Raw genomic sequence first — 11,451 nt, forward strand, 5'->3', positions numbered from 1 at the left:
TCTCGCGCAACGAGGACAATCCGCTCGCCTGCGACCTGATGGTGATTGACGAGACCTCGATGGTCGACGTGCCGCTGATGAATGCCCTGACCAAGGCGGTGCCGGAGCACGCCGCACTGCTCCTCGTAGGCGATGTTGACCAACTGCCCTCGGTCGGGCCCGGGCAGGTGTTGGCCGACATCATCGCTTCGGGGGCTATTCCGGTGGCGCGGCTGACCGAAGTGTTCCGACAGGCGGCCGAGAGCCGGATCGTCGTGAATGCGCACCGGATCAACGCCGGCAAGATGCCCGAGCCAGCTGCTCGGGGCGCGGACAGCGACTTCCACCTGATCGAGATCGACGAGCCCGAGCCGGCGGTGGCGACACTGATCGAGGTGGTGACCAGACGCATCCCGGCGCGCTTCGGCCTCGATCCGATCCGGGACGTGCAGGTGCTCACCCCAATGCAGCGCGGCGTGCTCGGTGCGCGCAACCTCAACCACGAACTCCAGGCGGTGCTGAACTCGAACCCCGCCATCTCGGTGGAGCGGTTCGGCTGGCGCTTCTCACCCGGCGACCGAGTGATGGAGAGTCAGAACGACTACGACCGGGAGGTGTTCAACGGCGATCTCGGCACGGTGGCGCGCATCGACGAGGACGAGGGCGCGGTGATCGTCGATTTCGACGGCCGCGAGGTAGTCTACCCGTACGGCGAACTCGACACGCTGGTACCGGCCTACGCCACGACCATCCACAAGTCGCAGGGCTCGGAGTACCCGGCGGTGGTGATACCCCTCGCCATGCAGCACTGGACGATGCTGGCGAGGAACCTCCTGTACACGGGGGTCACTCGCGGCAAGCGGTTGGTCGTGCTGCTCGGGCAGCGCAAGGCACTGAGCATCGCAGTCCGCGGCGGCAACACGCGACCGCGCTGGACTAAACTGCGCGAGTGGCTGGCGCGGGAAACTTGATCTTTATGGAGACAGCGACAAGAGATTGAGACGGGACAATCGTCCCGAAGCAAGGGTGCCATAGAAGCGGACATAGTCCCCGCCGACGCAATGTGGACGTGTAATAGAAAACTGCGGAATTTCGAGGGTAGACCGCGTGATTTTTTGAATTAGCCGCCATTGAGGTGCCGGTATCTGAAGCGACAAGACAGCCTCTCAGTGTGGTGTCCGTAGGTACGTATAAAGCTCAACATAAATGTCCAATTTGTCCAATTTTATGATACAAAACTACTCAGATTTGTTGAGATATGAAATGGAACGGCTGCTGTTTGTGTGATAAAATGATTAAATTTGCTGTTTTAATCGCCTATATAACAAGGAGGAGCAGCGCATTGAGTGAAAGATCAGCTGTCTAAGTCGCTGCGAACTAGTTTAAGGAAGGACAGGGCGGCGGCTGATAGCGGGCGCCCAGGGCTTCCCAGTACAGTGACCGAGAACGTCACAGTCGGCTGCAATCTCCGCACGACAACCTGTCCCTTTAGGGCCTTCACAGTGACAGCCTCCGCTACAGCGAAGCCGAGGCCAGCGGCGACCATGGCACAGGCGGCTGCCGCGTTCTGCGTCTCCGCGACAAGGCGAGGCACGACACCGTTGACAGTGAAGAGTTCGTCAACCTGATCGCGAAGGCGGTACTGCCGACCGAGTGAGATGTAGGGTTCGTCATGCAGCTCAGAAAGCGGAATCGCCTTGTTCCGCGTGAGGCGATGCCCGGGTGGCAGGACAACAAGTCCAGTTAGGTCGATCGGTGGTGCTGCGACGAGAGCGCTTCGGCCGACAGGCAGGGCAAACCCGAGGTCGGCATTGCCGGCCTGCACCAGATCATGGACCTCACGCGAACTCGCCACCACGAGCGATATCCGCACCGGCTGCACCTCCCGGGCGAACTTAGCTAGCAGCCGCGGAATAAGCGACAGACCCATCAGTGGCATGGCGGCAACGCGCAACTCTCCGCTTCCGACCCCCCGCATATCGTCGATGGTGCGATCCAGGTGGTCGGCGGCCGCAAACAGGGTCGCGACGTCGCTTTCCAGCTTCACGGCTTCCGGCGTCGGCTGAAGGTGGCGGCGCGAGCGATCGAAGAGCGGCAATCCGGTCTCGTCCTCCAGGCCGCGCAGCAGCTTCGTGACGGCCGGCTGTGAGAGGAACATCCGCTGCGCCGCGCGGCTGACCGAGCCGCTCTGCATGACTGCGCGGAATGCTTCTAGCTGGCGAAGCCGGCTCGGGGTCATCCAAAATCCTGCAACTCGCTACTGAAAGGAATGAAACGACAAAAATTATGAATTTGCGTCCCTCGTCAAGAGATCGCACGCTGTAAAGCATTCGGGGCTGGAAATTCGCGGAGATGCTCAGGCCGGAAGCGACGTGCTCGTTTTGTGCCCATGAATAGCTTTCTGATTGCTCACGGAGGCAAGCAATGTTGCGGTCGACACTAGGTCTCTTTACTGCGACGGCCACCGTGCTCAGCATGGCGGCCTCCTCGGCCGCGGCCGAACAGCGCCTTACCGTTGCCGGCTACGGTGGCAGCTATGAGCAGGTCATGCGCTCCAGCGTGATCCCGGCTTTCGAACGTGAGAACAATGTCCGGATCGACTACCTGACCGGCAACTCGTCCGACAATCTCGCCCGCATGCAGGCGCAGCGCGGCAATCAGACCATCGGCGTCGCCGTGCTGGACGACGGTCCGATGGTCCAGGCGGCCGGGCTCGGCCTCTGCCGCCCGCTGCCGGAGACCACCCGGGACGCCGTGTACCCGATCGCCCGCCTTGCGAGCGATCAGGCCGTCGGCACCGGCTTCGGCTTCACCGGCATCGCCTACAACAAGGATGTCTTCGCGCAGAAGAACCTGTCGGTCCCAACGTCTTGGATGGACCTCGCCCGGCCTGAATACCGGCAGCACATCGCCATCCCGGGCATCGACAATACGTACGGCGTCCACACCCTGGCGATGGTCTCGCGCATCAACGGCGGCAGCGATTCCGACATTGCGCCGGGCCTCAAGGTGCTGCGCCAGCAGATCAACCCGAACGTCCTCGCCTACGAGAGCAGCCCGGGTAAGATGAGCGAGATGTTCCAGTCCGGCGAGATCTGGCTCGCAGTCTGGGGCTCCTCGCGGGTCGCAGCGATGCAGCAGGCGGGATTCCCCCTGGCGATCGTGCGGCCAAAGGAGGGATCCGTGGTCCTGATGACCGCTGGATGCGCCGTCACCGGCAGCCCGGAGCCCGCCCTGGCCGACAAGTTCCTGGCCTATATGATCTCGCCGACCGTTCAACTGGCCTTTGCCACCCAGTACGGCGCCGGACCGACCAACCCGGCGACCAAGCTGCCCCCCGAGGTCGCCAACCGGGTGATCTACGGTGAAGATCAGGTGAAGAGCCTCATTGGGCTCGATTGGGATGTGGTGAACCGCAACCGCGCTGACTGGACCCGCCGCTGGCAGCGCGAGGTCGAGCGCTGATGGCCGCCCCGCATTTCCTCACCCTCGACCGGATCAGAAAGGATTACGGGGCTTTCACGGCGATCCGTGAGGTCAGCTTCTCGGTAGCCCCGGGGGAGTTCCTTGGCCTGCTCGGTCCCTCCGGCTGCGGCAAGACCACCACGCTGCAGATGATAGCTGGCTTCGAGGTCCCAAGCCGCGGCCGCATCACGATGGATGGGCGCGATCTGACCACGGTGCCGGCGGCCAAGCGCGGCATCGGGCTGGTGTTCCAATCCTACGCCCTGTTCCCGCACATGACCGCGGCCGAGAACGTGGCGTTCGGCCTAGAGATGCGTTGGGTGTCGAAGGCGGAGCGCATAAAGCGCGTCGCTGAGGCGCTTGATATGGTCCACCTCGCCCATCTCGCCGACCGCTTCCCGCGGCAGATGTCGGGCGGCCAGCAGCAGCGGGTCGCACTAGCGCGCGCCCTAGTGATCGAGCCACGCCTGCTTCTACTCGACGAGCCGCTCTCGAACCTCGACGCCAAGCTGCGCGAGGAGATGCAGGTCGAGCTGCGCGAACTCCAGCGTAGGATCGGCGTCACGACGATCTTGGTCACGCACGACCAGTCGGAGGCGATGGCCCTGTGCGACCGCGTGGCGATCATGCAGGGCGGCCGCATTGTCCAGATCGATGCACCGTGGCGGGCCTACGACGTCCCAGCGGACGACTTCGTCGCCGACTTTCTGGGACGCAGCAACCGCCTGCCCGCCTGCGCGGGGGGCGGCCAGGCGGAAGCTGGGGGGCATCGCTTCGCCCTGCCGCCGGACCTGGCCGATCGCCAGGGTGACATCCTGCTCACCATCCGGCCGGAGCGCCTGCGCATCGGCAATGATGGGGCCGCAGGGCTCGGTGGGCGGGTGCAGTCGCGCCTCTTCCTCGGGGGCTTCTGGCTCTACGCCGTAGAGACGGCGCTCGGGAGCTTCGCCGTGATGCTGCAGAACACCGGCACCGTGCCGCACGACGAGGGTGCCCCGGTGACGCTGAACTGGGATGCCCACAGCCTGCGCCGGCTCGAACGCGCATGAACGGCCGGAGTAACTTGACCCCTGCGCTTCTCGCGGCGCCCTCCCTCGTCGTCTATGCCGGCGCGCTGCTGCTGCCGCTCGGTGGCGTGCTGCTTCTCAGCCTGCACGGGTTCGACTTCGAAAAGGGCATCCTGCCCGGCTGGGGCCTGGAGAACTACCGCGACCTGCTGACCGACAGCCTTTTCGCGGAGTCGCTGCTGCGGACCCTGCGCATCGCACTCTGGACTACGGCGATCTGCCTGCTTGTCGGCGTGCCCGAAGCCTGGATCATCTACCGCATGGCGCCACGCTGGCGCGGTGCGATGCTGCTGATCGTGGTCGGGCCGCTGCTCGTGTCGGTGGTGGTGCGCAATTTCGGTTGGATGGTGCTGCTCGGCACGACCGGGCTCGTGAACCAGGTGCTGACGATCCTCGGCGTGCCAGGCGCGCCCTTCCGCCTGATGTTCACCGAACTCGCCGTGGTGATCGGCCTGGTGCACGTGATGGTGCCTTTGGTGGTCCTGTCCGTGTGGGCGAGCCTCGGTCGGCTCGATCCGGTGCTGGAGCGTGCGGCCCTCAGCCTTGGGGCGAGCCGTCTGACGGTGTTCCGCCGCGTCGTCCTCCCGAACGTCATGCCGGGCATCATGGCCGGTGCCTTGATGGTGTTCTGCCTGTCGGCCTCGGCTTTCGCGACCCCGGCCATGCTCGGGGGAAAGCGCCTCAAGGTCGTGTCGAGCATGACCTACAACGAGTTCCTGAACACGCTGAACTGGCCGCTCGGCGCTGCGCTCGCGACGCTGCTGATGGTGGCGATCCTCACCGCCACGCTGATCTGGACATGCTTCGTCGAGACGCGGGCCATGCGCCGCCTGGGCGAAGTCGCGGAAGGTGGCAAGGGAGGAAGCCGGGCATGAGCCGCAACGGTCCCCTGGCGCTGGCCTTCCACGCGCTGTTCCTCACCTTCATCCTGGCACCGCTGCTCGTGGTGATCGGCGTATCTTTCACCGGGGAGGGTTACCTCGCCCTGCCGCTAAACGGGCTCTCCCTGCGCTGGTGGCGCGCGATCGGCGACAACCCGCGCTTCCTGGAGAGCTTCTGGTTCAGCTTGCGCCTTGGCGTGACGGCCGCCACGCTATCCGCGCTGATCGCGGTGCCGGCAGCTCTGGCGATCGCCCGGTGGCGCTTCCCGGGCCGCGGGGCTCTGGTGGCGATCCTAGCCTCGCCGCTGATGATCCCGCACGTGGTGCTGGGCGTTGCGCTGCTGCGCTTCTTCTCCGGCTTTGGCCTCTCGGGCAGCTTCGAGGGCTTGGTCACCGCGCATGTCATCGTGATTACCCCCTACATGCTGCGCCTCGTCGGAGCCGGCCTGTCGGGTCTCGATCCGCGCATCGAGCGCGCTGCGGAGAGCCTCGGAGCCTCGCGCCTGACCGTATTTCGTCGGGTGACCCTGCCGCTGATCGCCCCGGGCGTCGCCGGGGGGTGGATCCTGGCCTTCGTCACGAGCTTCGACGAGCTGACGGTTAGCCTGTTCCTGGCTTCCCCGTCCGCCAACCCGCTGCCCGTGCAGCTGTTCAACTACATCGACCAGATGACCGACCCGCTGGTCGCGTCCGTTTCGGCGGCCCTGATCCTTGGCACCGCCCTGGTCCTCCTGGTGCTCGATCGCTTCTACCCGATCGACCGCCTCCTCACCGGGGAGCGCCGCGCATGATCTCGGCAACACAGACGCTGCAGGGCGAGACGCGCGACGCCATCGTGGTTGGCGGCGGACTCGTGGGCGCAGCGATCGCGTACGGGCTGCAGCGGCAAGGCCTGTCCACGCTGATGCTGGACGAGGGCGACATCGCCCACCGGGCCAGCAGGGGCAATTTCGGGTTGATCTGGGTCCAGTCGAAGGGCCTGGGCGCACCCCATTACCAGCACTGGACCCATGGCTCGGCGCAGGCCTGGCCGGGGCTCGCCGAGGATCTGTCCGAGGCCACCGGCATCGGCGTCGGACTGCACCAGCCGGGCGGCCTGCATTTCTGCTTCTCGGACGCGGAGATGGCGCAGCGCGACGCGCTGATGGGCCAGCTCCGCAGAGAGGCCGGCAATGCCGGCTACGAATACCGCATGCTGAGTGTCGCGGAGCTGCGCGACATGGTCCCGGGCCTCGGGCCCAAGGTCGTGGGCGCCTCCTGGACCCCCTACGATGGGCATGCGAGCCCGCTGCATCTCCTGCGCGCGCTCCATGCGGCGTTCCAACGGGCGGGCGGCCATTACCGGCCGAATGCCCGGGTCGAGGCCGTCACGGCGGCGCCCCACGATTTTTCCGTCAGCCTCGGCACGGCGATCGTGCGGGCGCCCCGGCTCGTGCTGGCCTCAGGGTTGGGCAACGCCGACCTTGCACCGCTCGTCGGCCTCGCCGCTCCGCTGCGCCCCGAGCGCGGCCAGATCCTCGTCACGGAACGCACCCGCGAGGTGCTCGCTCTGCCGACCCACGTCGTCCGCCAGACCGACGAGGGCTCGCTCCTCCTCGGAGACAGCAAGGAGGACATGGGCTTCGACACCCTGAGCCAGACCCCCACGATCATGCGGGCCATCGCCCAACGGGCGGTGCAGACCTTCCCGTGGATCGCTGAGCTGAACATCGTCCGGGCCTGGGCGGCCCTGCGGGTTATGTCGCCCGATGGGAAGCCGATCTACGACGAATCCGAGCGCTGCCCCGGGGCGTTCCTGGCCAATTGCCATTCGGGCGTGACCCTGGCGGGGGCGCATGCGCACCTGCTCGCCCCGATGATCGCGGCCGGCGCGCTGGCGCCGGAGATGTCCCCCTTCAGCGCGAGACGGTTCCATGTTCAGAAGGCGGCCTGAAGCCCGCCCCGCCCCGGGGGACCGGCTGGTGGACGTGTACGTAGCCGGCGCGGTGGTCCGCGTCCCCGAGGGTGCTTCCGCCGCCGCCGCGGTGCTGCTCTCCGGCGCCCCGGCGATCCGCACGACGCCGGTAAGCGGAGCTCCGCGCCTGCCCTATTGCATGATCGGCATCTGCTTCGATTGCCTCGCTGAGATCGACGGCGTCGCCAACCGCCAGGCCTGCCTGGTCCCGGTGGCGCCGGGCATGCGCATCGAGCCGCAGCAGGGACCGCGCGCGGCCCGGCCCCACCATAATGCCCCGGAGGCCGCATGAGCTACGATCTCGCCATCGTGGGCGCCGGCCCGGCCGGCATGGCCGCTGCCATAGAGGCCACCGCGCTGGGGCTCTCGGTCACCGTGCTCGACGAGCAGGCTGCCCCGGGCGGGCAGGTGTTCCGCGCGGTGGAATCCGCCTCCGGCGACCCGGCCCTCGCGGGCGAGTTCCTGGACGCCGGCGGGGCGCTCACCGCGTCGTTCAGGGGCGTCACGACGATCGCCTATCGGCCTTCCTCGACGCTGTGGCATCTCGCGCCCGACACGGGAGCGCTCTCGGTGAAAGCCGGTGGGGCGTCGTCGGAACTCGCGGCCCGGCGCGTGCTGCTGGCCACCGGCGCTCAGGAACGACCGGTGCCGATCCCCGGCTGGACCCTCCCAGGCGTGATGAGCGCCGGCGCGGCCCAGATCCTGCTGAAAACCGCCGGCGCCGTTCCGCAGGGAGCTGTGGTGATCGCCGGCCAGGGACCTTTGTGCTGGCTGCTGGCGGTCCAGCTTCTGCGTGCCGGGGTCGGGCCGCTGACGTTGCTTGAGACCGGTGCCGGCGGCGCGCTTTGGGATGCGTTCCGCGCCGGCGGCCTTTGGACCGGCCGCCGGCTCCTCGGAAAGGGCGTTGCGCTCGTCCGGGAGGCTAAGCGACGCGGCCTGCAGGTCGTGCGGGGCGTACGCGACCTGAGGGCGGAGGGCGACGTGCACGTCCAGGCGGTGCACTGGCATGGAGGTTCGCTGCCTTGCGACACGCTGCTCCTGCACGAGGGCGTGATCCCGTCGACGCACATCACCCGGGCCCTCGGCCTCGACCACGATTGGGACGCGCGGCAGCTGTGCTGGCGGCCCCGCCTCGACGCCTGGGGCGCCACTAGCCACCCTTACGTGGCAGTCGCGGGCGATGGCGGCGGCATCGGTGGCTGGGAGGCGGCGGTTGCCAGCGGCCGGCTGGCGGCTATCGACGCGGCCCACCGCCTGGGGAAGCTCGATGCCGCGGCCCGTGATGCGCGCGCGGCGGCCCCACGCATCTCCCTGCGTTCCGCGCTGTCGCTGCGACCCTTCCTCGACCGGCTTTACGCCCCCGCACCGACTGTGCTGGCGCCCGCGGACGACACCATCGTGTGTCGCTGCGAGGAGATCACCGGCGGCCAGATCAGAGAGGCCGCGCGGCTCGGTGCCACCGGGCCGAACCAGGTCAAGGCGTTCCTGCGCGCCGGCATGGGCCCCTGCCAGGGCCGCATGTGCGGGACCGTGGTCGCCGGCCTGATCGCTGAAATCCGCGGGGCCTCGATGGAAGAGGTCGGCGCGCTCCGGCCGCGGGCGCCGTTCAAGCCCATGACCGTCGGCGAGCTGGCGCGGGAACCGCAGGACGCGGCCGCGTGAGCGCGCCCGTGGCGCTCCGGATCTGCGTGCTAGGCGGCGGTCCGGCTGGGAAGTCAGCCCTGGTCCGGCTGCCTGGGGCCGTGCTTATCGCGCGCCCGCAGGCGACTGGCTGGCATGCCGAGCCCGGGATCCTCTGGATCGAGAGCGCGGGCCACGTCCGACCGGAGCCCTTCGACCGCCTGCTGGTCTGCGCCAACGAGCCCCTGCTGCTGGCAAGCCTCGGCTGTGCTTTCACGGAAGGCCACCTCGTTATCGACGAGGTGGGACGCACCACCGTTCCGGGCATATCGGCCGCCGGCCGGGTGGCCGGCGCGGACTCGGTGGACGCCGCGGTTAGGCAGGGGGCTGCCGCCGCCGAGGCGCTGATGGCGGGGCCTGCCGCAGCCCCGGTCCCGGCGTCGCTTCCGGAGTCTATCGGGACGGCGTGGCTGGATCCGTTCGACCTCGCGGCGCTTCTGGAGCGTCCCGCCGATCCGGCCCGCGATGCGCAGTTGCGCGCGCATGGCATCCTTGCGGGTCCGGTCCGGCCGGCCCGGCCCGTCAGCCTCGCGGCGCTTGCGAATTTCGTCGCGGAGGCGCCGGAGCCGTATCCGCCGCAGCTGGACGGTGGAGAGTTCGCATGAGGGAGTCCGACGTCCTCGTGGTCGGGGGTGGGCTTCACGGCCTATCCGCCGCCCTGCATCTCGCCCGGCGCGGCATCCGGGTCCGCGTACTGGAGGCGCAGCAGGTCGGCGCGCACGCGTCGGGCTACTCGGCCGGCGGCGTGCGCACCTTGGGCCGCCACGTCGCCGAGGTGCCGCTCGCGCTGGAAGCCCTCGACCGATGGCATCGCATCGCCACCCTGGTGGGCGAGACCTGCGGCTTCCGCAGCGTCGGGCAGGTGCGGGTGGCCGAGACCGAGGCCGAACTTGCCCGCCTCGCGGAACGCGCGGCGCAGATGCGCGCGCTGGGCTTCCGACACGAAGAGGTCGTGGATGCCGACACCCTGCGTGGCCTGCTGCCGGCCGTCGCCGGCCACGTGGTCGGCGGCCTGATCGCGCGGCGCGATGGCTACGCGGTCCCGCTCCGGACCACGCAGGCCTTCGGCCGCGCAGCGACAGCCGCCGGCGCGGAGATCCTGGAGGGCGTGCGCGTCTCCGACGCCGAGCGGCGGGACGGACGCTGGATCCTGAAGAGCCGGGACGCGGACACCTATGCGGCCCCGTATCTCGTCAATGCGGCCGGTGCCTGGGGCGGGCGCCTTGCTCGGGCGGTGGGCGAAGCGATCCCGCTTGGCTTCAACGCGTTCCAGATGCTCCTCACCGACAGTCTGCCGCCGTTCCTAACACCCGTGGTCGGCGCAACAGGGCGGCCGCTCTCCTTCAAGCAATCCGAGAGCGGGCACGTTATGATCGGCGGCGGCCACAAGGGCCTGGCGGATCTCGACACCGGTCAGGTGCGCCTCGACGTCCCGCGTCTCGCCTATTCAGCCCGCACGGCTCTCGACCTGTTCCCGATCCTTCGCGACGCGCGCATCGTGCACGCCTGGGCTGGCATTGAGGGCGTCACGCCGGACGAATTGCCGGTGATCGGCCCCTCGACGATCGCAGACGGACTCGTGCACGCTTTCGGCTTCTCCGGCCACGGCTTTGCCCTTGCACCGGTGATCGGCGACATCGTCGCCGACCTCCTCCTCGATGGACGAACCCGCTTCCCCATCGAGCCCTTCGCGGCTGACCGCTTCGGCCGCGTCCCCCCCAGCTCAAGCCTTCGGCCCGCCCTGCCGCAGCCGGCAGGCTGAGTTCACCATCCGTAGAGAGGACCTTACCTGTGATCCAACGTCATATCCGCACGCCCATCATGCATCGCGTTGTCGAGCATAGTGGGGTTCTATATTTGGGCGGCATTGTCGCTGAAGACCGTTCTGCCTCGATGAAGGGGCAGACCGAGCAGGTTCTTGCCCGCGTCGATGCGTTGCTGAGCGAGACGGGAAGCGACAAGAGCAAGATCCTGACCGCCACGCTCTACATCACCGACATGAGTCTGAAGGACGAGATGAACGAGGCCTGGACCGCATGGTTGGCCCCAGAAATTCTGCCAAGCCGGTCGACCATCGGCGTTGCTGAACTGGGTCCTAAAGTGTTGATCGAGGCCGTTATCACAGCTTCGAAGTAGCACACGAATAAGAAGTGTCTTTTATGTCTGATTACCTGCCGCTTTAAAATCTAAATCATTTTCTGAGGCAGGAGTGACGGGCGGTGGAGCAGACGGCATGTTCTGCCCACCGATGTTGGAAGAGATAAAATCGGTCAATTCTCCCTTTGGATTCGGAGTAATAGTAATTACCCACGCCATTGATGGCTGGTTTCAGGCGCCGATGGTCTTGAGAATGGTGCCGAAGGGACTGCGGCCTGCGAGGCGCGCGGTATCGACGACGGTGCGGATGTCGGCCTCGCCCTCGGCG

Annotated in this window: 12 protein-coding genes; 11 read left to right on the forward strand and 1 reads right to left on the reverse strand. The window is 67.4% G+C overall.

Annotation, left to right across the window (positions count from 1 at the left end; all coding sequences use genetic code 11):
* Positions 1-950 (forward strand): ATP-dependent RecD-like DNA helicase (locus FV242_RS29780; RefSeq protein WP_147941434.1); only part of this gene is annotated, 950 nt, incomplete at its 5' end.
* Between the two features lie 383 nt (positions 951-1,333).
* On the opposite strand, the gene FV242_RS29785 is transcribed toward FV242_RS29780, so the two are convergent.
* Entirely contained in the window at positions 1,334-2,218 is an 885-nt protein-coding gene (locus FV242_RS29785; protein WP_147941435.1) for a LysR family transcriptional regulator, read from the reverse strand.
* A gap of 185 nt (positions 2,219-2,403) precedes the next feature.
* Between FV242_RS29785 and FV242_RS29790 the strand changes: the two genes are divergently transcribed.
* Genes FV242_RS29790 through FV242_RS29835 form a run of 10 tightly spaced genes read left to right on the forward strand, consistent with a single transcriptional unit; the run spans position 2,404 to position 11,162 of the window.
* Positions 2,404-3,444: an ABC transporter substrate-binding protein gene (locus FV242_RS29790; protein ID WP_147941436.1), complete on the forward strand. Its 1,041-nt coding sequence runs from the start codon at positions 2,404-2,406 to the stop codon at positions 3,442-3,444.
* On the forward strand, positions 3,444-4,493 hold the full coding sequence (locus FV242_RS29795; protein ID WP_147941437.1) for an ABC transporter ATP-binding protein: 1,050 nt from the start codon (positions 3,444-3,446) through the stop codon (positions 4,491-4,493). The genes FV242_RS29790 and FV242_RS29795 overlap by 1 nt, the downstream gene beginning before the upstream one ends.
* 14 nt (positions 4,494-4,507) lie before the next feature.
* On the forward strand, positions 4,508-5,386 hold the full coding sequence (locus tag FV242_RS29800; RefSeq protein ID WP_306440336.1) for an ABC transporter permease: 879 nt from the start codon (positions 4,508-4,510) through the stop codon (positions 5,384-5,386).
* Positions 5,383-6,183 carry an ABC transporter permease gene (locus FV242_RS29805; protein WP_147941439.1) on the forward strand — a complete coding sequence of 267 codons (801 nt, stop codon included), beginning with the start codon at positions 5,383-5,385 and terminating at the stop codon, positions 6,181-6,183. The genes FV242_RS29800 and FV242_RS29805 overlap by 4 nt, the downstream gene beginning before the upstream one ends.
* A complete protein-coding gene (locus tag FV242_RS29810; RefSeq protein ID WP_147941440.1) occupies positions 6,180-7,325 on the forward strand; it encodes an FAD-binding oxidoreductase in 1,146 nt (381 codons plus the stop codon). The genes FV242_RS29805 and FV242_RS29810 overlap by 4 nt, the downstream gene beginning before the upstream one ends.
* Positions 7,306-7,638: a (2Fe-2S)-binding protein gene (locus FV242_RS29815; RefSeq protein ID WP_147941441.1), complete on the forward strand. Its 333-nt coding sequence runs from the start codon at positions 7,306-7,308 to the stop codon at positions 7,636-7,638. Before FV242_RS29810 ends, FV242_RS29815 begins: the two co-directional genes overlap by 20 nt.
* Positions 7,635-9,008, forward strand: coding sequence for an NAD(P)/FAD-dependent oxidoreductase (locus FV242_RS29820; protein WP_147941442.1), 1,374 nt, complete (start codon positions 7,635-7,637; stop codon positions 9,006-9,008). The genes FV242_RS29815 and FV242_RS29820 overlap by 4 nt, the downstream gene beginning before the upstream one ends.
* Positions 9,005-9,631, forward strand: a complete 627-nt coding sequence (locus tag FV242_RS29825; RefSeq protein WP_147941443.1) for a hypothetical protein — start codon at positions 9,005-9,007, stop codon at positions 9,629-9,631. The genes FV242_RS29820 and FV242_RS29825 overlap by 4 nt, the downstream gene beginning before the upstream one ends.
* Positions 9,628-10,788, forward strand: a complete 1,161-nt coding sequence (locus tag FV242_RS29830) for an FAD-binding oxidoreductase (protein WP_147941444.1) — start codon at positions 9,628-9,630, stop codon at positions 10,786-10,788. The genes FV242_RS29825 and FV242_RS29830 overlap by 4 nt, the downstream gene beginning before the upstream one ends.
* Positions 10,789-10,817: 29 nt before the next feature.
* Positions 10,818-11,162 carry a RidA family protein gene (locus tag FV242_RS29835; RefSeq protein ID WP_147941445.1) on the forward strand — a complete coding sequence of 115 codons (345 nt, stop codon included), beginning with the start codon at positions 10,818-10,820 and terminating at the stop codon, positions 11,160-11,162.
* The last annotated feature ends 289 nt before the right edge of the window (positions 11,163-11,451 follow it).

This window comes from Methylobacterium sp. WL64 (genome assembly GCF_008039945.1).
GTDB lineage: Bacteria > Pseudomonadota > Alphaproteobacteria > Rhizobiales > Beijerinckiaceae > Methylobacterium.